This is a genomic window from Dinghuibacter silviterrae (genome assembly GCF_004366355.1).
Classification (GTDB): Bacteria; Bacteroidota; Bacteroidia; order Chitinophagales; family Chitinophagaceae; genus Dinghuibacter; species Dinghuibacter silviterrae.
This window is the reverse complement of record NZ_SODV01000001.1, coordinates 2,634,011-2,655,153: the sequence shown is the minus strand read 5'-3', so window position 1 is coordinate 2,655,153 and position 21,143 is coordinate 2,634,011. Positions and strand designations below refer to the sequence as shown.

The following is a 21,143-nucleotide window of genomic DNA, read 5'->3' as shown; positions in this document are numbered from 1 at the left end:
ACCAGAAAAAAGAGGTAATCGCGGGAAAAAAAATCTGGCGGCGCGCGGCGGCATGGGCGCGCGCCTTGGCGGGCGCCGCCCTACCCCGTCAACCGCCCCACCGTCAAAAAGGTCCTGATCGATCTGAGGGCCAGCGACATGTGTTTTTTGACGGTCTCCACGGAGAGGTGCAACTGTTCGGCGATCTCCGCATGGCTGAGCCCCTGGTGACGGTGAAGGAGGTAGACGTTTTGTTGCTGGCGGGGCAATTGGGAGATGGCCTTTTCCAGGAGTGCAAAGCGCTCATCCGGCTCCGCTTCCGCCGGTAGGGACAGGGAGGCTTCGAGCGCCCTTTCACGCGCCGCCTTGCGGATATAATTATAGGCGTGGTTCCGCGCCGCGGTGAACAGATAGGCCTCGAACGAAGTGACTTCAGGGAGTGTCTCGCGCTTTAACCAGATGCGCACAAAGACATCTTGTACGATTTCCTGGGTGGCGGGGAAAGACTCCGTCAACCGGTAGATAAAAGCACCCAGGCGTTGGTGATACGCGTGGAAAATCTGGCCGAAGGCGGCCTCGTCTCCCTTCGCAGTACGGCACAGCAGTTCCTTTTCCTCGTATGGTGAAAGCACAAGCATCGTATATGACCTACGGTCGGGCCCCTTCGGGCAGGGCGCCTGTGGCGCCCCGGGATAAAGGTAAAAAAAAAGCCCGCAAGTTGACGCTTGCGGGCTTTATAAGAAAGTTCAACTTATTTTTTCACATCCACCGTGACCACGGCACTCAGCTTGCTGCCATAAGAACGATGGATCCCATCGGCGTACTGGAGCGCCAGTGTGTGTTTGCCGGGCGTCAGCGTGATGGTGGCTTCCGTTTGCGCTTTGCCGAAGTGCAGGTGCGTCGAATCCTTGGGCACCACGACACCGGCGGGAATGGAATCCCCGGCGTCGATCAGGAGGTGGTGGTGACCCGAACCCGGTTTCAGGGTACCGGCGGTATCGAGGGCGATACCTTCTACACCAAATTCCACTTTAAGGGGGGAAGTCACCTTGGCCCCGTCTTTAAGGTTTTTGAAAAACACCTTGGCTCCATCAGGGATGGCGGGGAGCGCCGCAACGGCTGCGGTGTCCATTTTCATACCGGCCATGGTGTCTTTTTTGGCATTGGCGGAAACGGTGTCCGTCGTATTGGAGCTGCTGCCCCCGCTGTTACAGGCGGCGAGGCCCAACAACAGGGCTGCGCCAGAAAGCAATTTGAACGTATTGCGCATATGGTGTTATTTGGTCCACAAGGTATGGATATTTATATTGCACCCATTAAAAAAGCAACATTATGAAAATGACCGCTCTCTTTAGTTTGGCGCTGTTGTTTGCCACCTTGACAACCCAGGCTCAGACACACCATCCGGTACACCACAAAAAACCCGTGCATCACCACAAACCCGTGCATCACCCGGTTCATCACCCGGCCCCGCACCACGACGACCATCATTAAAATGATTTAAAGGCCCCCTCGAATCGAGGGGCCTTTTTTTTGCCTCCATTACTTACTTACTGATAAGTAAGTATATTTGCGGATGATGGAGCCGCGCCCGACCCGCGAAAAAATCCTTGACCTGGCCGACGAATTCATCCGGCTGCGAGGCTATAATGCCTTTAGTTACAAGGACATATCGGATGTACTGGGGGTAAAACCCGCGGCCATCCACTACCATTTTCCCACCAAAGAAGCCCTCGGGGCAGCCACGCTGGCGAGGGAGATCACCGATTTCAGGACCCACAGCACGGGCTGGGAGGCGCTGCCGTACGAGGAACAACTCCGGAACCTGGTCGCGCTTTTTGCGGGATACCGGGAACGGGGATTAATCTGTATTGTGGGCTCCATGTGCCCGGACTTTGATACCTTGCCGCCGGCAGTGCAGGAACAGTTGAAGATGCTGAGCGTGGAGATCCTGGATTGGGTGACGACCGTTTTGGAAGAAGGACGCTGCCAAAAAGCATTGCGTTTTGACGGCGCGGCCGCCGACCGGGCGCTGTTGCTTATATCAATGTTGATGTCCGCCCTTTTGCTGTCAAGGGTACACGGGGAGGAACTGTTTTATAGAATGACCACTCAATTACAAAAAGACCTGATCGCATCATGAAGAGAGTCGTGATTACCGGCCTGGGCGCGCTGACGCCCCTTGGCAATACCGTGGATACCTTTTGGAAAAGCCTCGTCGAAGGGAAAAGCGGCGCCGCACCCATCACGCGTTTTGACGCCTCCCTTTTCCGGACGCGTTTTGGGTGCGAAGTCAAGGACTTCGATCCGAATAAAGTGCTGGACAAGGCCGAGGTCCGCAAGACGGACCGGTTTACCCAATATGCGCTGACTGCCGCCGCGGAAGCCATCAAAGACGCGGGTCTCGATTTTTCCACCATGGATCCCTTTGATACGGGGGTGATCTGGGGGACCGGCCAGGGCGGGATGGAAACCTTTGAGGAACAGGTAAAAGAATACGCGCTGGGCGGCATGGTGCCTCGTTTTAGTCCCTTCCTCGTGCCCAAAATGATCGCCAATATGGCGCCGGCGATGATCTCGATCCGTTACGGCCTGATGGGCATCAACTATACGGCGGTCTCGGCTTGTGCGACAGGGAACAACGCGCTGATGGATGCTTTTACCTACATCCGTCTGGGCAAAGCCAAAGTCATTATCAGCGGAGGTTCCGAAGCGGGCATCACCGAGGCCTCGGTGGGCGGATTTTGCGCCATGAAGGCAATGTCGGTCCGTAACGACGACCCGGCCACAGCCAGCCGCCCCTTTGACACCGACCGGGATGGCTTTGTGATCGGGGAAGGCGCCGGGGCCCTCGTCCTGGAGGAATACGAACACGCCCGGGCCAGGGGCGCCCACATCTACGCGGAACTGGTGGGGGCCGCCATGACGGCGGACGCCTACCACATGACGGCCACGCACCCCGAGGGCCTGGGCGCTTTCAAAGCCATGCAACTGGCGCTGGAAGAAGCGCAGGTGGCGCCGGAAGACCTGGACTACCTCAATGCCCACGCGACGTCGACGCCCGTGGGAGATCTAAGCGAGCTAAAGGCGATAGGCCGTCTTTTTGGAGGGAAAAAGAAGGCCCCGCTGATCAGCGCGACCAAATCGATGACCGGTCACCTTTTGGGGGCCGCCGGCGCGATCGAGGCCATCGCTTGCATATTGAGTATCAATAACGGAATCGTTCCTCCGACGATCAATACTTTGGTCCCGGACCCGGGTATCCCCGCGGGTTTGCCGATCGTTTTCGGGGAGGCCCGGACAACGACGGTGCGGACCGCCATGAGCAATACCTTTGGTTTTGGCGGTCACAACGGGATTGTCGTATTCCGTAGTATTTAGCCGCAACATAGACGAGGTTTGCAGCAAGATATCCGGGACGGGCCGGGGTTTATCGTAACTTGGCGGAATGAAATCCGCCAAAACCCCTGCCGCCCCCAAGCCGCCGGGCTTAATGAGCCTCCTGGGTCCCTACCGGGGGCTGATGCTTCTCCTCCTCGTTCTTGCCCTGGGTAGCAACAGCGTCAACCTGCTTTTGCCAAAGATCACCGCGGGCGCGATCGACGCGATGACGGCGCACCGCCTGCAAACAGACCGCGTACTCTGGCAATTTCTGATCGCAGTGGGGGTCATCTTCGTCCTCACCTTTATACAGGGGCTGATCCAGACGTATGCTTCGGAAAAGGTGGCGAGGGACCTGCGGACCCGTTTGTCGGACAAGATCTCGCGGCAAAGCCACGCCTACATAGAACAATCCAACCCCGCCCGCCTGCTGACCAACCTTACCTCTGACGTGGACTCGGTCAAGATGTTCGTGTCCATGGCGGTCGTGTCCATCACCTCGTCGATTGTGATCATCGTTGGAGCGAGCATCCTGCTCATCCTCATCAACTGGCGGCTGGCGTGCGTGGTCCTGACGATCATTCCGCTCATTGCGGGGAGCTTTTTTTATATCCTCAGCAAGGTCCGGGCGCAGTTCAAAAAAAGCCGCGAAGTCATCGACTGGCTCAACAAGGTCATCAACGAAAGCATCCTCGGATCGGCGGTGATCCGGGTGGTGAATTCCCAGATGCTGGAGTACAACAAATTCCTGGACGCCAATTCGAAGGCCCAAGAGATCGGGCTGAAGATCGTCCGTCTTTTTGCCACGCTGATCCCGGCCATCACTTTTTTTTCAAACATGGCGATGTTCACCGTGCTTGTCATGGGGGGACACTTCGCGATCAAAGGGTCGATTTCCATCGGGAACTTCGCGGCCTTCAACAGTTACATCTCCCTGCTCATTTACCCGATCATCGTGATCGGTTTTATGAGCAACATCATCGCCCAGGCGACGGCCTCCTATAACCGGATCGGCGCGGTGCTCCAGACCCCGGATACCAAGGACCCAGGGACGAGAACGGAAGCGCTCCGGGGAGACATCGGTTTGCAAAACGTCTTCCTGACATACGGGCAAAAACCCGCGCTAAAAGACGTGTCCTTCGAGGTCCCGGCAGGCTCCAGGACCGCGGTCATCGGGCCGACGGCCGCGGGCAAAACCCAGCTCCTGTACCTGCTCACGTCCCTGGTCAAACCTACTTCCGGATCGATCACTTTCGACGGCCACCCCATCGACGAATACCAAAAGGAAAACTTTCACCACCAGGTAGGCTTCGTTTTCCAGGACAGCATCATGTTCAACCTGAGCATCCGGGAAAACATCGCCTTTAGCAATTCTGTGACGGATGCTTCCCTGGAGCGCGCGCTGGCCACAGCCGAGCTCAAGGACTTCGTCGAAGGACTCCCCGACGGTCTGGACACCGTCGTCTCCGAAAGGGGCACCACGCTTTCGGGGGGACAAAAACAACGCATCATGCTGGCCCGTGCGCTGGCGCTGAATCCAAAGGTGTTGCTCCTGGACGACTTTACCGCCCGTGTCGATACACGGACCGAAAAAAAGATTTTGGATAACGTTCAACGGAACTATCCCGGTCTCACGCTCCTGTCGGTCACCCAAAAGATCGAGTCTGTGGAACACTATGAACAGATCATCCTCCTCATGGAAGGAGAGGTCATCGCCACGGGTACCCACTCAGCGCTCCTGGCCACCTGCCCGGAATACGTGCAGATCTTTAACTCCCAACGCAGTACCCATGCAATACAATCTGAATAAACAGCCCGCATCCCCCAGGAAAAACGCCACCTGGGGTCCCGTGGGGAAGCTCCTGACGCTGATGACCCACGAAAGGCCCCGGCTGATCGCGGCCTTTGTCATGATGATGGTGAACTCGGGGCTAAACCTGCTCGGCCCGCTCCTGTCCGCCCACGTCATCGACAAATACATCATCAGCCAGCATCCCGACTTTAACTCGGTGTTGCGGTACGGGATCATTTTCCTGGCGATGTACTTTACCGCCCTGTTTACCGGGTATGCCCAGACCCGCCTGATGGCCGGTTTTGGACAGCGGCTGTTGTTCACTTTACGGAACTCGATCTTTGGTAAACTCCAGGAGCTTCCTGTTGCTTTTTTCAACCAAAACAAAGCCGGCGACCTGATCTCCCGGGTCAACAACGATACCGACAAGATCAACCAGTTTTTTTCCCAGTCGCTGATGCAGTTCCTGTCCAGCATCTTTATCATGACCGGGGCCGCCATCTTTATGATCTGTCTCAACTGGCGCCTGGGCCTGGCCACCCTCGCCCCCGGGGCATTTCTTTATCTTTTTACAAAAGTGACCTCCGCCTGGGTCAAAACCCAGAACGCCCGCAGCATGAAAAGCACGGGTGGTCTGAGCGCCGAGATCCAGGAAAGCCTCCAGAATTTCAAGGTTATCATCGCCTTCAACCGCCGCGACTATTTCCGGGAGAAGTTCCAGGAAGCCAACGCGGAAAACTACGAAAACGCCGTCCGGGCGGGTATCGCCAACAACATCTATACCCCGGTTTACGGCATGTGCGCGGGCCTGGGGCAACTGGTCGTTCTTTTGTACGGGATCCACATGATCCAGACAGGGGTCTTCCAGATCGGACAGCTCGTTGCCTTTCTCGCCTACGCGACGTACTTCTACAACCCCCTCCGGCAACTGGCCGCCCTTTGGGCCGCCTTCCAGGTAGCCCTCGCGGGTTGGGACCGGATCTCCGCGATTCTCCATTTGGAAAACAACCTTCTTGTGGAGCCGGCATCCGGCAAAAACCACGCCCCGACCGCGTTGATGTCCTTCCGGAATGTCTACTTCCACTATCCCGACGGCAAGGAGGTCTTACACGACATCAACTTCGACCTTGAGCGGGGTAAAACATACGCGTTTATCGGACCCACCGGCGGCGGTAAAACCACGACCGCCAGCCTCGTCGCGCGTTTATACGACCCCACCCGCGGCTCCGTCTGGCTCGACGGCCGCGACATCAAGACCTACGACGCGGCGGACCGCACCGGTAAGATCGGCTTCATCCTCCAGGAGCCTATCCTTTTTAGCGGCACGGTTCGGGAAAATATCCTGTATGGCAACCCCGCCTATTCGATGCTCTCCCCCGAACAACTCCAGGAGGCGCTTCGCGAAGAAGGGCTCTCCGACCTCCTCGACCGTTTTGACACCGGGCTCGACACCCCCGTGTCCACCGGAGGGGAGACCATGAGCCTGGGTCAGCGCCAGCTCATCGCCTTTATGCGCGCCGTCCTCCGGCACCCCGACCTGCTCATCCTAGACGAGGCCACCGCCAACATCGACACCGTCACCGAACAGCTCCTCGAAGGAATACTACGCAAACTGCCGGAGACGACTACCCGCGTCATCATTGCCCACCGCCTCAACACCATCGAAAGCGCGGATGAAATCTTCTTTGTCAACTCAGGGGAGGTCACCCGCGCGGGGTCGTTCGGGGATGCGGTGGAAATGCTCATGAGTGGGAAGCGCGTCAGTTGATCCGCGGCAGCGCCGCGGAACGCCGCCCCACGGCGTTCCGCGGCGCCCTGCAGGGTGTGTACAGGATCTCTCCAGATTGACTTTCTAGCTTCGTATCCTCACTACTTTAATGATACGTATGCTCAAGAAAGTTTTATCCATCGCCTGCCTGGCGTGCGCGCTGGGCGCGGCCGCACAGGACATCAAAACAAAGGACGTCCCCGCCGCGGTCAAAGCCGCCTTGCTTAAGCAATTCCCTTCCGCTACGAAAGTCTCCTGGGAGAAAGAAAAAGGCAATTTCGAAGCCAACTGGGGTGGCAAATCGGGAGAGGATCATTCCGTACAGTTCACACCGGCCGGCGATTTTGCCGAGTCCGTGGATGCCATTCCTGTGTCCGCGCTCCCCGTGTCCGTGGCTCCCTATGTAAAAGAACACTACAAAACGGCTATCCGCGAGGCGGGTAAGCGCGTGGACGCCGCCGGCAGCCATACCTACGAGGTGGAGATTAAAGGAAAGGATCTCTTGTTTACCACCGACGGCGCTTTCCTGCAGGAAGAAAAAGACTAAGCGCTACCGCCGGGGCATCGTTTTTTCCACGTAAGCCTTGTAGCTGTCGCCGACGGGCAGCCGGTGGACGCCGAGCTCCAATTCGCTGGCGGTAAACGCCGTGACGTGCGCCATGTTGATGACGTACGACCGGTGGATCCGCAGGAACCCCTTGTCCTGTAGCTCCCGCTCCAGGTCGCCCAGCTTGTATTTGGAGACGATCGTCCTTTCGGTGGTCACGACCCGGATGTAGTCCTTCATGCTCTCCACGTAAAGGATGTGCCGGAGGTCCAGCTTGAAGTACTTATACCCCGACTTCAGGTAGATCACCTGTGGCTCCGAGGAGGTCAGGACATTCGACAGGGGCTGTTGACTCCTTCTCAGGAAGCGCTCCACCGACTGGAAAAAGCGATCGAACGTCACGGGTTTGAGCAGGTAATCCACCACGTCCAGGTCAAATCCGTCCAGCGCATACTCGCGGTGGGCCGTCGTCAGGATGGTGGGCGGTGCGCGCCTCAGGCTTTTGAGCAACTCCAAACCCGACAACTGCGGCATCCGGATGTCCAGGAACAACAGGTCGATGGGCTGGTGGTTAAGCACCTCCAGCGCCTCCACGGCGTTGGCGCAACTACCCGCCACCTCGAAAAAAGGCAATTGGCCGATGTGCTGCCGCAGCAACTGCACCGCCAGCGGTTCGTCGTCAACGAGCAGGCACCGGGTGGCCATTGGTCGCGGATTTTAGGTTGAGGAAAAGGCGGGTGCGAAAGACGTTGCCTTCGAGGCCCGCTACAAAAGTGTGTTGCCCCGGGAAAAGATAGTCGAGTTGCCGCCGGACATTCGCGAGGCCGATGCTGCCGGGCGCGGGCCGCGAGGCACTGCCGCCGCGGGGCGCGACCACCGTATTGGCGACGCTATACACCAACCCCTCCGCATCCACGCGGAGCGAAATCTCGATGCACGGCCGGCCCATATCCTGGCTGGCGCCGTGTTTGAAGGCGTTTTCGGCGAGCGATAACAGGAGCAGCGGCGGCACCTGCGCGGGCGCGGTGACGGTGCGTTCGAAGCGGAGCTGCAGGCGGTCGTCGTAGCGCAGCCGTTCGAGCGCAAGGTAGTCCTCAAGGACGCCGACCTCGCCGTCCAATGGGACCAGGCTACCGTCGCAGCGATAGAGGATGTAGTCGAGGATCTCCGAGAGCTTCGCGATGGAAGAGGCCGTGGCCGGGGAATTCGCCAGGGACAAGGCGTAGATATTGTTCAGGGTATTGAACAGGAAGTGGGGGTTGAGCTGCGCCTTGAGCAGCTTTAGCTCCGTGGCGATCTTTTCCTTTTCGAGGGTCAGCGTGCGTTTTTGGGTATCGAGTTGCTGGAGAAGCAGCCGGATAAAAAGGAAAAACGTGGCGATGTCGAAGATCTGGAAAAAATACCTGTAGATCAGCTTGGGAATATTCGTCAGGAGCTCGCGATTGGTCTCGAAGGCCTCGGGTGGTATACCGGCCAGGGGTTCGCACACACGGACGATGATAAACCGGCCGAGGACGCAGATCGCATACGCGCCAGCCAGGAAACCCACCGACGCCAGGACGTACCGCTTCTTCGTTACAAATTGCGGGACCACCCAATAGGTCAGGAAATAGGCTGCGAGCATTTCCGGGACCTGGTAAAGGCCGTCAGTGATCAGCTCAAACCGATATGAAAAATGCCGGCCGTCGTAGTACTTGCTGGCACTGATGGCGACCTGCAGGAACAGTGCCCAGAAGAGCAGATGACTGGCCAGGCGGTACTTCCGCTGGTAATGCCGGATCGTCTCCACGAGGTTCATGACCCAATGTTACTCCATTTGACCCACATACCGGCGCGTCGTCGACGAATCGGCCAAACCGCCCCCTGAAACCGGTCCGGCGGGCGGTTTGGCTGATTGGACGATCGGTACGGCCTCCCGGGCGGCGACGCCTTTTTCGCATCGATTCGCGGGCGAATATTGGGGATGCGCAAACTACTCGTTCTGCTGATCCTGTTCGCGTTGCGCGCCGGCGCGCAGACGCCGGACACTGCCCGACGCGATACCAGGGGGCACGCCGCCGCGCAGCGGCCCGATACGGCAAAGCCGGCCCCCGAGGGTGCCGACACGATGGTGCGCGCTGCCCCAGGCGCGGACACGGCAAGGCGTATCCAGTTGGGGGACATCCGCATTGCCGCGCCGCCGATCGAACGGCGGTTAGACAAGACCGTCATCAATCTGGACCAGCGCATCACAACGGCAGGCGCCACGGTACTGGAGGCCCTGCAGCACCTGCCGGGAGTGCATGTGTCGGCGGACGGGGCGATCACGATGACGGGCGGGCGGGGAGCCACCGTGTTTATTGACGGGAAGCCGACCTATCTTTCTTCGGCGGACCTGGCGGGTTTGCTGAACGGGATGTCGGCATCGGGCGTCCAGCGGATCGAGATCATCACGAATCCGCCATCAAAATATGATGCTTCGGGTACAGGCGCGATCATCAACATCGTCCGTAAGCGGAACCGCAAACAGGGGTTTAGCGGGAGCGTGAACGGGAGCCTGGTGTCGGAGCACTATGGTCAATACCATGGAGGGGTGATGGCGGTCTATAAGAACGATCATGTAAACCTATACGTGAGCGATGCTTATACCTATGGCAAACAGTTGGGTGACCGGTATCTCACCAGCGACATCGAGGACGCGCACGGTGCGCTGCTGGCGGAAGAAGTATCCAACAACCGGACGGTGAATGGGTGGAGGAGCGACAACCCGGCTGTGGGGATCGACTGGTATGCGTCCGCCCGGACGACGCTTAGCCTGTCGGCCATGGGGGCGGTGGGTACCACCAGCTTCGACACCCATTCCAGCCTGGAAACGACCGATGGGCACCGGGTGCCCGTTCAGTATGAGGACTTCTCGGCCCTGAACGTCGACCATCCGTATCATTACTTCACGACCCTTCAGTGGTCGCAGGCGCTGGATACGGCGGGCCGGAACCTGACGGTGGACGCGGACTACGCCCGTTTTGACTATCACCCCGTGCAAACCACCCACGGCCTTTTTTACGATACAAGCGGGCAGTATACCGGCGCATCGGATACCTTATTGCCGGAGCACCGGCGGATGCGGATCTATTCTGCCCAGGCGGACTATACGCATCCTTTCAAAAACGGCCGTTGGGAAGCGGGGGTCAAGACAAGCGAATCCTTCATCACCGACAGCACGCAAAGTACGGAATGGATCGAGGCGGCTTATGCCACGATGGATCGCTCTTACAAAAAGTGGGAGGTACAGGCGGGGCTCCGCGTGGAGAAAGACGCCCTGAGGGACACCGTAAGCCGGTGGCGCTACTTGCAACTTTTTCCTACCCTTTTTCTTCGTTTTGAAAAAGCTTTTTTCCTGCGCCTGGGGCGACGGACGGACCGCCCGGACTATCATGAAATGAATCCTTTCCGGCGACCGCTTACCCCCACCCTGTATTTCCAGGGCAATCCTTACCTCCGGCCGGACCTGACCTGGCATGGGGAGCTGGGCTGGACGTGGCGCAATATTTTTACCATCACTTTTATGATGGACAGGGACCATGACTATATGCGGACGCTGCCCTACGTGGACCCGGGCGACAGTACGATCACCCGGCGGCCGACCAATGTCGAGGGGCATTCCTGGAACCTGGACCTGACCTTTACAAAAGCGCTGACGCGCTGGTGGACCACGGACAACGCACTGTCGTTTTTTCAAAACGCCTTTGCCGGGGACCCGGACAGCCTGTGGCGCGCGGATCGCGGGATCCTGGCCGTGTACCTGAGTTTTGACAACACCTTTACCCTCAGCCGGCGGCTGTCTGCGGAGGTAGACGGGGAATACGATTCGGAACACCAACTGGTCTCGTCCTGGTTCGGTCCTTACTATATGGTCAACGCGGCACTTAAATGGACTTTTAAAAAGGGCAGCCTTTCTTTGAACGCCAACAACATTTTTCAAAGCGAGGGCAACCACGGCTCCGACCACTACACGGGCTTGTCCCAATTCAGCGTGTCCGGTTTTTACACCCGTTCGGTGTCGCTGACCGCCACCTACCGGTTTGGGTCCGGGAAAGCCACTCATAGTGACGTACGGTCGAGTGCGGAGGAGGAGCGGCGCCGGGCGGGAGGGTAAAGGGCGCTCCCGGCGCCTCAACTACAAATTGTCGACAGAATGTCCGGCTAATTTGCACCCTTTATGAAGCAACTGTTCACGTTTTTCGTCCTGCTGATCGGTACTCGTGCAGCCATGGCCCAGGACCCTGCTACTCACCTCACCGGGCGTATTGTCGACTCCGTTACCGGGCAACCCCTGGAATACGCCACGATATCCGTCTTCCGTCAAAAAGGCGCCAAACCCGCTACCGGGGCGATCACCGGGAATAAGGGCACGTTTTCCCTGGATGGCCTTGCCCCTGGAAAATATACGCTTACCCTGGAGTGCATCGGGTATGAGACAAAGGTCGTCGGTCCCTTCGACCTGGCCGACAAAACCGCTCTGGGGGACCTGGTGCTTTCCAAAAAGGTGGTCGAGGTACAAGGCGTCACCATCCGGGCCCCGGGGCTTGTCGAAAACAAGCTGGATAAGTTGGTGTATAACGTGGAAAAGGACGTGACTTCGATTGGCGGGGTGGCCACGGATGTCCTCAAAAAGGTACCCATGGTGTCCGTGGACATCGATGGGAACGTGGACATCATGGGCAATTCCAATATACTTTTCCTGATCAATGGAAAACCGTCGAGTATTTTCGGCAACAACCTGGCGGACGCGCTGCAAACCATCCCGGCGAGCCAGATCAAAAGCATAGAAGTGATCACCAGCCCCGGCGCCAAGTATGACGCCGAGGGAACCGGTGGCATCATCAATATCATTCTGAAGGACAACAAACTCAAAGGGATCAACGGAAACATAAGCCTGACGGGCGGGTCCCGGTTGGAAAACGGGTCCTTTAACCTGAACGCCCGGACGGGACATTTCGGGATGAACGCGTTTTTTAGCGGGAATGCACAGCTGGCGTCTACCACGCTCAACTCCTCGACCCGGACGTCGTATGACTCGACCGGCAACGTGATCGGTACCCTGACCCAAAACGGCAGCAGCAGCTTTTACAGAAACGGCTTTGAGTCCGGCGTGGGCGCGGAATGGGACATCAACAAGCGCAATACGCTCAATGCCAGCCTGGGTTTTGACAATTTTGGAAACCACAACAACGGGCCCTATATACAGGGGCAAAACGACACCCTGAGCCTGGTCAACTCGGTCAGCCAGTTCCGGGCGCATTCCGTGGACTGGCAACTGTCGTATAAGAAGACTTTTGCCCGGGATGAACAGGAGCTGGACATTTCCGCGGACGGAAGCGAGGGGAACAACAAGTCATCCTATACACAGTCTCAAAGCCTTCCTTCGGGTGACTCGACCTTTGCGGGGTCCCAGGGGGTCAGCACCGGTCAGGACCATGAGGCCAACCTCCGCGTCGACTATACGCAACCGTTAACCGATAAGATAAAGCTGGAAACCGGCGGCCGGATACAGCTTCGCCGGATCACGAGCAATTCCCCGGTGTATACCTTCGACCCGACCTCTCACCTCTATCCCTACGATACATCCCAGTCCAATTCCCTGACGTACGACCGGCGCGTATACGCCGGGTATGTGTCCATGAACTTTCCCCTTTTCCACTGGCTGGACGTCAAGTCCGGGCTGAGGTATGAGCGCACCGAAACGGATGCCACCTTTTCCCAGGCGCCGGGGACGAACATCCCCGGGTATAATACCTGGGCGCCTTCGATCATCATCAGCCATACTTTTGCCGGCGAACAGACGCTCAAACTGGGATACAGCAAACGGATCGAACGCCCGGGGTACCGCTCCCTCAACCCTTATGTCAACGCCAGCGACCCCAAGAACCTTACCCGGGGGAACCCTTTCCTCCAACCGGAGATTGGCAACAACTTCGACCTCACGTACAGCAAGTCTTTTACCTCCGGTGGAGAACTGAATGTCGCCCTGTTCTACCGGCGGAGCGACCACGACATCCAGCCGTTTATCGTCTACTACCCCAGCTTCGTCCTGGGGGACTCCACGTATACCGATGTATCCGTCAGCACTCCTGAGAATGTCGGTTCCGAAAACAACTATGGCGTGAACATCTTCGGATCCGCACCCATCACAAAAAAACTCAACCTGCGGAGCAACATCTCCTCCTTCTATCGCTACATCACCACGGGAACCCTCGGAGGAGAAGCGATCCGGAGCTTTAACTACCGCATCAACATCAACGCCACTTACCAGGTAGCGCCTACGCTGGTCATGGAGTTCTTTGGCAACTTCAACTCCGCCCGCAACGAAATCCAGGGCCGGTATCCGTCCTTTATCAGCTACAACTTCGCCGCCCGGAAACAATTCTGGAACAAAAAGGCCAGCATCGCCATCACCACCACCAACCCCTTTGAAAAATATGTCAACCAGGCGACGGTGGTCAGCGGCTCGAACTTTACGCTCAACAGCCTCCGGCAGGTGCCCTACCGCTCGTTTGGGTTGAACTTTACGTATAAGTTCGGGAAGCTGGAGTTTAAGAAGGACAAGGAGCAGAATCAGGATAACGGCGGGCAGGACCTGGGGCAGTAACGGGCCCACGCGGGGCTCAGCCCGCGATTTCGTATCTTCGGCGGGTATGATCCTCGCCTTACTCGTTCACGTACTAACGGCCGGTGTCGCGCAGCCGGGCCATCCCGCCGCGCAGCAGCCCGTCCTGGTGGCCGCCGCCGCCGACCTCCGCTACGCCATGGACACCCTGGTGGCCACGTATGAACGCGCCCATCCGGGCGCGCAGATCCAGGTCAGCTATGGTTCCTCCGGAAATTTCTATGAACAGATCCGCAACGGTGGGCCCTTCGACCTGTTTTTTTCCGCCGATATGGACTACGTCCGTCACCTCAAGGACGACGGCAAGGTCTCCGGGGACGTAAGGCGCTACGCGCTCGGGCACCTCGTACTGTGGAGCCTCCGGCTGGATCCTTCCGTCAAAAAGATGGCGCTGCTCACGGACCCCTCGGTGAAAAAGATCGCCATAGCCAACCCGGCCCATGCGCCCTATGGCAAACGCGCCGTGGAAAGCCTCCAATATTACAAAGTGTATGACCAGGTGCAGGACAAACTGGTGATGGGGGAAAACATCTCCCAGACCGCGCAGTTTGCCGCCACGGGGTCCGCGGACGTGGGGCTGATCGCGTTGTCGCTGGCGCTGTCCCCCACGATGAAGGACGGGCATTACTGGGAGGTGCCGGCCGAGAGCCATGGGCTTCTCGAACAGGGGTACGCCCTCCTGGACCATGGCAAAGACAACGCCACAGCCCGAGATTTTGCGGCCTTTATGGAAACGCCGGCCGCCAAGACCGTCTTGAAACGTTTTGGATTTCAATAAACCCCATGATCGATTTCCAACCCTTATGGCTCACCCTGGAACTGGCCCTGATCACGACCGTTATCCTGCTGGTCGTGGGGATCCCCCTGGCATGGTGGCTCGCTACGAGCCGTTTCCGGGGGAGGGCGGTGATCGACGCGGTGGTCAGCCTGCCCCTGGTCCTGCCCCCCACGGTGCTGGGGTTTTACCTGCTCCTGGCCTTTAGTCCCGAGCATGCTTTCGGGCGGGCGTTGGAGCGGTGGTTTGACATACGGCTGGCGTTTACTTTTCCCGGTATCGTACTGGCTTCGCTGGTCTATAGCCTTCCTTTTATGGTGCATCCCATCCGGTCGGGGCTGCGGAACCTTTCGCCTTCGATCAGGGAAGCGGCCTATACGCTGGGGCTTTCACCTTTTGCCACTCTTATCCGGGTGCTTCTCCCTTGCATCCGGGCCTCGGTGCTGACCGGTGTGGTGTTGAGCTTTGCGCATACCATCGGCGAGTTTGGCGTGGTCCTGATGGTCGGGGGCAATATACCGGGGGTGACCAAGGTCGTATCCCTTGCCCTGTATGATGAGGTGCAGTCTCTGAATTATCACGAGGCCAATGTGTATGCGGGCATTCTGCTGGGGTTTTCTTTTCTTGTGCTTCTGGGGGTCTACCTCATACGCCCACCTTTTGATAAAGACGACCTGACTGCATGATCCGGATAAAAGCACATACACCGATCCTGGATCTGTCCCTGGAGGTGGCTTCCCGGAGTCTGGTGGTTCTTTATGGGCCATCCGGGTCCGGCAAGACAACGCTGCTCCGGATGGTCGCCGGGCTGGCACGCTCCGGCTTTTACCTCGAAGTCGACGGCGAAGTCTGGGACGATCCTCTCTTAAAGATCCACCGCCCGCCCCAGCAACGGGGGATTGGTATGGTGTTCCAGGACTACGCCCTTTTCCCGCACCTGAGTGTCCGGGAGAACCTGGCGCTGGCAAATGGATCGGATGCCAAACGAATCGATTACCTGATCGACGCTCTTAATCTGGCGCCGTTAGCGGACCGGAAGCCCGCCCGGCTCTCCGGTGGCCAGCAGCAACGCGCCGCCCTGGCCCGCGCCCTGGCACGACGGCCCCGGTTGCTCCTGCTCGACGAACCGTTGTCGGCCCAGGACGACGTTCTAAGGGCGCGGTTGCAGGGCTTTTTGCTTGACATACACCGGACCGAGGGGCTGACCACCCTTCTTGTTACCCACGACCGGCAGGAAGCGGCGCGGCTGGCCGACACCGTTGTGTCCATGGCGGACGGGCGTGTCACGGGGCAGGGGGCGCCCAGGGAGGTATGGGGGGGACGGGGGGAGATTTATTAAAAATGATTTATTGATGGTAATCAATACTTTAAACACAAAACCAGGGCAATTTCCTCCGTTTTATGACACAAAACCAGGGCAATTTCCTGCGATTTTTGATATAGAATTAGGGTAATTCACGTCGAGTTAATGATAACTTTAGATGGCCATTCTCGTGACTTCGTTACCTTTCTGGCATGAAAATCAGGCTCTTCCTCCTCCTTGCCACAACCGCCGCCGCTACGGCCACCGCCCAAACCCCCGGCCCCGCCGGCCCCCGCACCCTGCTCCCCACCGGCTGGTACCTGAGTCCCGCGGGGACGGCTACGCCCCTGAGCAGCGACCTGCCGCTGAACCTGGCTGTGGCCCCGGACGGGGTGCACGCCGCGGTGACCGACAACGGGAACGGGCGGCAGTGCATCGACCTGCTGGATCTCAAAAGCCGGAAGGTCATCAATACGGTAACGATCGGCAAAGCCTGGCTGGGATTAGCCTACTCGAAGAAGTACCTCTTCGCCTCCGGAGGCAACGACAACATTGTCATCCGCTATACCCAGGACCTAAAAAAACAAGATACCCTGACGCTGGGCCCGCGTAGGACGATGATCAGCCCGACCGGGCTGGCGGTGGATGGGCAAATGCTTTATGTCGTCACCAAAGAGGACGATGCATTGTATGTATGTGACGCGGAAAAACTGCAAACACTAAAGCGGATCGCGTTAAGCGCCGAAGCGTATACCTGTCTGCTCAACCCGCACAAAAACGAACTCTACATCAGCGCCTGGGGTGGGAAAAAGGTCTGGATCTACGACACGAAGGCAGGCATCCTCACAGACTCGGTGGAAACGGAAGACCACCCCAACGACATGGCGCTTAGCAAGGACGGCGCCTGGCTCTACGTGGCCAACGCCAACGCGAATTCGGTGAGCGTCATCGATACAAAAGCGCGGAAAGCGGTCGAGACGCTGAACACAGCCATAGCCCCCGACGCGCCAACCGGGTCCACGACCAACAGCGTGGCCATCGAGGGCAAAACCTTATATGTCGCCAACGCGGACAACAACTACCTGGCGGTCTTTGACGTGTCGGAACCTGGACACAGCCGTTCTCTGGGTTTTATACCGGTGGGCTGGTATCCGACCTGCGTACGGACGTGGAAGGGCGGGCTGCTGGTGACCGACGGCAAAGGGCTGACCTCCATGGCCGATCCGGATGCGCACGGGCCGTATGGGCATGTGCAATCATATAAAACGTCTCACCACGAGACGCAATACATCGGGAGCATGTTTACGGGCGCGGTGTCCTTTATCCCCTGGCCCACGCCGGATCAGATGACAGCATATACACAACAGGTGTATGCCAACACGCCTTACAATAAGGCCATAGAAGCCCAAGCCGATGGGGAAGCCGGTAACCCGGTTCCGCGGAGCGCAAAAGACACGACGCCGATCAAATACGTCTTTTATATCCTCAAGGAAAACCGCACCTACGACCAGGTCCTCGGCGACCTCCCCCAGGGCAACGGGGATACCAGTCTTTGCTTGTTCGGCAGAACCGTCACCCCCAATGCCCACGCACTCTCGGAGGACTTTGTCCTGCTGGACAACTTTTATGTGAACGCGGAGGTCAGCGCGGACGGGCACAACTGGTCGATGGCGGGATATGCCACGGACTTTGTGGAGAAGAACTGGCCGACGAACTACAGCGGCCGGGGCGGTCATTACGACTTCGACGGGAGCCGGCCCGCGGCAAACCCTACCAACGGATTTATCTGGGACTACTGCGCCCGGGCGGGGGTTTCCTTCCGCAACTATGGAGAGTTTGAGGACAACGGTCCCCCCACCCTGCCGGTGCTCAAAGAACCGGCGCACTATTGTAAGGCCTACCCGGGCTGGAACCTGGACATACAAGACATCTACCGGGAAAAAATCTTTGAACACGACTTTGACAGCCTGGTACAGGCGGGCACTGTTCCCCACTTCAACACGATCTACCTGCCCAACGACCATACGAGCGGGATGTATAAGGGGGCTTATACACCGATGGCCCACGTGGCGGACAACGACCTCGCCCTGGGGCAACTGGTGGACCATATATCGCATAGTCCTATTTGGGCGCACGCAGCCATCTTTGTCCTCGAAGACGACGCACAGGACGGACCGGACCATGTGGATGCCCACCGGTCTGTGGCGTATGTGATCAGTCCTTATATCCGCAGGCATACGGTCAACCACACGTTGTACTCCACCGCGGCGATGCTCCGGACGATGGAGCTTATCGTCGGCCTCCCGCCCATGAGCCAGTACGACGCGGCGGCGACGCCCATGTATGGTTGCTTTACGGCTACCCCTGATACGACAGCCTATACCTTCCGGCCGGCGCTCACGGACATCAACGCGCGGAATGCCGCGCGCACGGCGTCTGCGATGCTGTCCGAGGGGTTTGACCTGACGCGGGCCGACGCGGTACCGGACGGACTCCTCAACGAAGTGATCTGGAAGTCCGTGAAGGGGGAGCAAGGGTCCATGCCGGCGCCGAAGCGGAGCGCCTTTGTGCTGGTAGCTAAAGACAACGACTAATCCACCCGTAAGTCCACCTCCTTCCAGTCAACGGAAGACGCGCCGACCATAATCTGAAAGGCCCCCGCATCGACAGCATAATGCATGTCCTTGTTCCAGTAGGCGAGCTTGGTGGCGTCGACCGTGAAGGTGACGGTTTGCGTTTGCCCGGGCTCCAGGTGGATCCGGGAAAAATCCTTGAGTTCCCGGACCGGGCGGGTCACGCTGCTCACCTTTTGGTGAATATAGAGCTGGACCACCTCGTCCCCCGGCACGGCACCCGCATTGGTGACGTCTACACTGACCTGGACGGAGCCGTTCCGCGACATGGCCGCCGAAGAAAGGCGGGGCGCCGAATAGCGAAACGTCGTATAACTCAACCCATACCCGAAGGGATAAAGCGGTTTGTTGGACTCCGTCACATAAGGCATGAATTGGGCGCTGGGTTTGTGGTTGTAGTAAACGGGAAGCTGGCCGACACTCCGGGGGATGCTGATGGTCAGCTTCCCGCTGGGGTTGACGTCCCCGAAAAGAATGGCGGCGGCAGCGTCCCCGGCCTCTTCCCCGGTGAACCAGCCGTCCAGCACCGCACCGGCCCCGGCAGCGATGGCACCGATGGACCGCGGTCTGCCGTGGGCCAGGTACAGGACAACAGGTTTCCCGGTGGCCTCCAGGGCTCTGACCAAAGAATCCTGGTCGGACGGCAGGCCGAGGGTGGAGGCGTCCCCGTAGTGGTGGGGCTCCTCGGCTTCCCTGGTGAACTGTTCGTTTTCGCCAACCGCGCAGATCACGAGGTCGGCCTCCCGGGCTACGGCTACCGCGGAATCGATCATGGCGTAATTATGCTCGTGGCTGGGGAGCACCAGGGTATCGATGTACTGGAAGTTGTTCAGGCTAAGGGTGTCGCCGTTTAGGCTCAGGTCGACGCCTTTGGCATAAGAAACCTGGCCATAACGGTGCCGGATACCGTCCAGTAAGGAGACGTTGTGCGCGGGTGCCCCGGAATAATCCCCGGTATAGTTGGTCGCGGCACAGGGGCCGATGACGGCGATCTTTTTGTACCGGCCCGATGCCAGGGGCAGAAGGCCGTTGTCGTTTTTCAGGAGCACCATGGACTCTTCCGCGGCCTTGAGCGCCAGGGCGCTGCCCTCGGGGCGGCCGATGGCTGCGTTCACGTCGTCCATAGAGAGGGTGATGGAATGGTCGAACAAACCCAGCTTGAATTTCAATGCCAATACATATCCCACCGCTTCGTCAAGATCCTGTGGGGCAACACCCGCCAGACGGGCGTAATTGGTCCCCATCGGCAAATCAACGGTCACGCCGCCTTCGAAGGCCATGCGCGCCGCCTCCGGTCTGTCCGGGGCGACGAGGTGTTTTTGGTACAACTGATCGATCCCCCACCAATCCGAGACCACCACGCCCCCAAAACCCCATTCTTTCCGGAGCACGTCTTTGAGCAGCCAGGAATTGGCATGACAGGGCACACCGTCGACCTCCACGTATGCGGCCATGATGCCTGCGGGGTGCGCCCTGCCGATCGCCAACCGGAAAGGCTCCATGTGGAAGGTCCTCAGCACCCGGACCGGATAATCGGCCGGGCCCTGGTTGACACCGCCTTCCGGTTGCCCGTGCCCGGTGAAATGTTTTAGGGTGGTGGCGACATGACCGGGCGCGATGGATCCGTCGCTGCTGCCCTGGAAACCCCGGACCACCGCGCTCCCCATGAGGCCGCAGAGGTAGGGGTCTTCCCCAAAGGTCTCCCCTACTCTTCCCCAGCGGGGATCCCGGGTCACGTCCACCACGGGCGCCAGGACCATATTGGCGCCCCGGCCGGCCACCTGCCGCCCGACATAGTCATAGACGCGTTGGACCAGCAAGGTGTCCCAGGAACAGCCCAGGCCGATACTGGTGGGGAAAACATCTGTCCTTAAGGCCAGCAACCCATGGTGGGCTTCGTCCAGGAAGATGGCGGGGATACCCAGCCGGGTCTTGGTCCTCAGGTAGGTGTTGATCGCGTTGCGGAAACGAACGGTTTGTTCGGGGGTATTGTCAAAATCGGGGTTGATCATCCCGATCCCCTGGCCAAACAGGGAGTCCATGACCCTCGGATTGTTCAAAAGGGCCTCGTTGATCCGGGGATGGGCGGACCAGGTGCTGCGCAACTGGGCCACCTTTTCCTCCACCGTCATCCGGGACAAGAGGTCTTTCACCCGCTGACCGACCGGCAGGGAGGGATCTTTATAAGACTGGGCGTGGACCGGCAGGCATGACCCGGCCCATAACAGAAGCATTCCGATTCTATACACGGCAACATATTTAATGTCTAACGGACTGCTACGCCGGACGCTGCGCAGGCATAAAAAAAAGGGAGGACAA

17 protein-coding genes are annotated in these 21,143 nt (G+C 58.6%); 11 read left to right on the top strand and 6 right to left on the bottom strand.

Annotated elements, in window-relative coordinates; genetic code table 11:
- Positions 1 to 80: 80 nt before the first annotated feature.
- From EDB95_RS11640 to EDB95_RS27275, 3 genes are all read right to left on the bottom strand, one after another.
- On the bottom strand, positions 81 to 611 hold the full coding sequence (locus EDB95_RS11640; protein WP_162852562.1) for an RNA polymerase sigma-70 factor: 531 nt from the start codon (positions 609 to 611) through the stop codon (positions 81 to 83).
- A 119-nt stretch (positions 612 to 730) separates the two neighbouring features.
- Positions 731 to 1,249 (bottom strand): DUF4399 domain-containing protein, encoded by a 519-nt coding sequence (locus EDB95_RS11635; RefSeq protein WP_211352085.1) that lies wholly within the window; start codon positions 1,247 to 1,249, stop codon positions 731 to 733.
- Positions 1,250 to 1,281: 32 nt separating this feature from the next.
- Positions 1,282 to 1,470, bottom strand: a complete 189-nt coding sequence (locus EDB95_RS27275) for a hypothetical protein (protein ID WP_162852561.1) — start codon at positions 1,468 to 1,470, stop codon at positions 1,282 to 1,284.
- An 85-nt stretch (positions 1,471 to 1,555) separates the two neighbouring features.
- On the opposite strand from EDB95_RS27275, the gene EDB95_RS11630 reads away from it, so the two are divergent.
- From EDB95_RS11630 to EDB95_RS11610, 5 genes are all read left to right on the top strand, one after another.
- Positions 1,556 to 2,122, top strand: a complete 567-nt coding sequence (locus EDB95_RS11630; protein ID WP_133993760.1) for a TetR/AcrR family transcriptional regulator — start codon at positions 1,556 to 1,558, stop codon at positions 2,120 to 2,122.
- On the top strand, positions 2,119 to 3,360 hold the full coding sequence (fabF, locus tag EDB95_RS11625) for a beta-ketoacyl-ACP synthase II (RefSeq protein ID WP_133993758.1): 1,242 nt from the start codon (positions 2,119 to 2,121) through the stop codon (positions 3,358 to 3,360). The genes EDB95_RS11630 and fabF overlap by 4 nt, the downstream gene beginning before the upstream one ends.
- Positions 3,361 to 3,427: 67 nt before the next feature.
- The gene (locus EDB95_RS11620) at positions 3,428 to 5,170 is read left to right on the top strand and encodes an ABC transporter ATP-binding protein (RefSeq protein WP_133993756.1); all 1,743 of its coding nucleotides are present in this window, start codon (positions 3,428 to 3,430) and stop codon (positions 5,168 to 5,170) included.
- Positions 5,151 to 6,920, top strand: coding sequence for an ABC transporter ATP-binding protein (locus EDB95_RS11615; protein WP_133993754.1), 1,770 nt, complete (start codon positions 5,151 to 5,153; stop codon positions 6,918 to 6,920). Before EDB95_RS11620 ends, EDB95_RS11615 begins: the two co-directional genes overlap by 20 nt.
- A 118-nt stretch (positions 6,921 to 7,038) precedes the next feature.
- Positions 7,039 to 7,467 (top strand): PepSY-like domain-containing protein, encoded by a 429-nt coding sequence (locus EDB95_RS11610; protein WP_162852560.1) that lies wholly within the window; start codon positions 7,039 to 7,041, stop codon positions 7,465 to 7,467.
- A gap of 3 nt (positions 7,468 to 7,470) precedes the next feature.
- Here the strand turns inward: EDB95_RS11610 and EDB95_RS11605 are convergent, their stop codons facing one another.
- Both EDB95_RS11605 and EDB95_RS11600 read right to left on the bottom strand, forming a co-directional pair.
- A complete protein-coding gene (locus EDB95_RS11605; RefSeq protein ID WP_133993750.1) occupies positions 7,471 to 8,172 on the bottom strand; it encodes a LytR/AlgR family response regulator transcription factor in 702 nt (233 codons plus the stop codon).
- A complete protein-coding gene (locus EDB95_RS11600) occupies positions 8,147 to 9,265 on the bottom strand; it encodes a sensor histidine kinase (protein WP_133993748.1) in 1,119 nt (372 codons plus the stop codon). The genes EDB95_RS11605 and EDB95_RS11600 overlap by 26 nt, the downstream gene beginning before the upstream one ends.
- A gap of 165 nt (positions 9,266 to 9,430) precedes the next feature.
- On the opposite strand from EDB95_RS11600, the gene EDB95_RS11595 reads away from it, so the two are divergent.
- The 6 genes from EDB95_RS11595 to EDB95_RS11570 all read left to right on the top strand — a co-directional run bounded on the left by EDB95_RS11595 (position 9,431) and on the right by EDB95_RS11570 (position 18,785).
- On the top strand, positions 9,431 to 11,602 hold the full coding sequence (locus EDB95_RS11595) for an outer membrane beta-barrel family protein (protein ID WP_133993746.1): 2,172 nt from the start codon (positions 9,431 to 9,433) through the stop codon (positions 11,600 to 11,602).
- A 63-nt stretch (positions 11,603 to 11,665) separates the two neighbouring features.
- Positions 11,666 to 14,095 carry a TonB-dependent receptor domain-containing protein gene (locus EDB95_RS11590; RefSeq protein WP_133993744.1) on the top strand — a complete coding sequence of 810 codons (2,430 nt, stop codon included), beginning with the start codon at positions 11,666 to 11,668 and terminating at the stop codon, positions 14,093 to 14,095.
- Between the two features lie 46 nt (positions 14,096 to 14,141).
- Positions 14,142 to 14,891, top strand: a complete 750-nt coding sequence (gene modA / locus EDB95_RS11585) for a molybdate ABC transporter substrate-binding protein (RefSeq protein ID WP_133993742.1) — start codon at positions 14,142 to 14,144, stop codon at positions 14,889 to 14,891.
- A gap of 5 nt (positions 14,892 to 14,896) precedes the next feature.
- Positions 14,897 to 15,574 carry a molybdate ABC transporter permease subunit gene (gene modB, locus EDB95_RS11580; RefSeq protein ID WP_133993739.1) on the top strand — a complete coding sequence of 226 codons (678 nt, stop codon included), beginning with the start codon at positions 14,897 to 14,899 and terminating at the stop codon, positions 15,572 to 15,574.
- Positions 15,571 to 16,227 (top strand): ABC transporter ATP-binding protein, encoded by a 657-nt coding sequence (locus tag EDB95_RS11575; protein WP_133993737.1) that lies wholly within the window; start codon positions 15,571 to 15,573, stop codon positions 16,225 to 16,227. Before modB ends, EDB95_RS11575 begins: the two co-directional genes overlap by 4 nt.
- 176 nt (positions 16,228 to 16,403) lie before the next feature.
- A complete protein-coding gene (locus EDB95_RS11570) occupies positions 16,404 to 18,785 on the top strand; it encodes a bifunctional YncE family protein/alkaline phosphatase family protein (RefSeq protein WP_133993735.1) in 2,382 nt (793 codons plus the stop codon).
- On the opposite strand, the gene EDB95_RS11565 is transcribed toward EDB95_RS11570, so the two are convergent.
- The gene (locus EDB95_RS11565) at positions 18,782 to 21,058 is read right to left on the bottom strand and encodes a glycoside hydrolase family 3 N-terminal domain-containing protein (RefSeq protein ID WP_162852559.1); all 2,277 of its coding nucleotides are present in this window, start codon (positions 21,056 to 21,058) and stop codon (positions 18,782 to 18,784) included. The genes EDB95_RS11570 and EDB95_RS11565 overlap by 4 nt on opposite strands.
- Positions 21,059 to 21,143 lie beyond the last annotated feature (85 nt).

What these genes read in the sequence shown, in the direction of transcription:
- EDB95_RS11590 (WP_133993744.1), top strand. Translation starts at nt 11,666, where the DNA reads ATGAAGCAACTGTTCACGTTTTTCGTCCTGCTGATCGGTACTCGTGCA.
- EDB95_RS11570 (WP_133993735.1), top strand. Translation starts at nt 16,404, where the DNA reads ATGAAAATCAGGCTCTTCCTCCTCCTTGCCACAACCGCCGCCGCTACG.
- EDB95_RS11565 (WP_162852559.1), bottom strand. Translation starts at nt 21,058, where the DNA reads ATGCTTCTGTTATGGGCCGGGTCATGCCTGCCGGTCCACGCCCAGTCT.
- EDB95_RS11595 (WP_133993746.1), top strand. Translation starts at nt 9,431, where the DNA reads ATGCGCAAACTACTCGTTCTGCTGATCCTGTTCGCGTTGCGCGCCGGC.
- EDB95_RS11630 (WP_133993760.1), top strand. Translation starts at nt 1,556, where the DNA reads ATGATGGAGCCGCGCCCGACCCGCGAAAAAATCCTTGACCTGGCCGAC.
- EDB95_RS11600 (WP_133993748.1), bottom strand. Translation starts at nt 9,265, where the DNA reads ATGAACCTCGTGGAGACGATCCGGCATTACCAGCGGAAGTACCGCCTG.
- EDB95_RS27275 (WP_162852561.1), bottom strand. Translation starts at nt 1,470, where the DNA reads ATGATGGTCGTCGTGGTGCGGGGCCGGGTGATGAACCGGGTGATGCAC.
- modA (WP_133993742.1), top strand. Translation starts at nt 14,142, where the DNA reads ATGATCCTCGCCTTACTCGTTCACGTACTAACGGCCGGTGTCGCGCAG.
- fabF (WP_133993758.1), top strand. Translation starts at nt 2,119, where the DNA reads ATGAAGAGAGTCGTGATTACCGGCCTGGGCGCGCTGACGCCCCTTGGC.
- EDB95_RS11620 (WP_133993756.1), top strand. Translation starts at nt 3,428, where the DNA reads ATGAAATCCGCCAAAACCCCTGCCGCCCCCAAGCCGCCGGGCTTAATG.
- EDB95_RS11605 (WP_133993750.1), bottom strand. Translation starts at nt 8,172, where the DNA reads ATGGCCACCCGGTGCCTGCTCGTTGACGACGAACCGCTGGCGGTGCAG.
- modB (WP_133993739.1), top strand. Translation starts at nt 14,897, where the DNA reads ATGATCGATTTCCAACCCTTATGGCTCACCCTGGAACTGGCCCTGATC.
- EDB95_RS11575 (WP_133993737.1), top strand. Translation starts at nt 15,571, where the DNA reads ATGATCCGGATAAAAGCACATACACCGATCCTGGATCTGTCCCTGGAG.
- EDB95_RS11635 (WP_211352085.1), bottom strand. Translation starts at nt 1,249, where the DNA reads ATGCGCAATACGTTCAAATTGCTTTCTGGCGCAGCCCTGTTGTTGGGC.
- EDB95_RS11615 (WP_133993754.1), top strand. Translation starts at nt 5,151, where the DNA reads ATGCAATACAATCTGAATAAACAGCCCGCATCCCCCAGGAAAAACGCC.
- EDB95_RS11610 (WP_162852560.1), top strand. Translation starts at nt 7,039, where the DNA reads ATGCTCAAGAAAGTTTTATCCATCGCCTGCCTGGCGTGCGCGCTGGGC.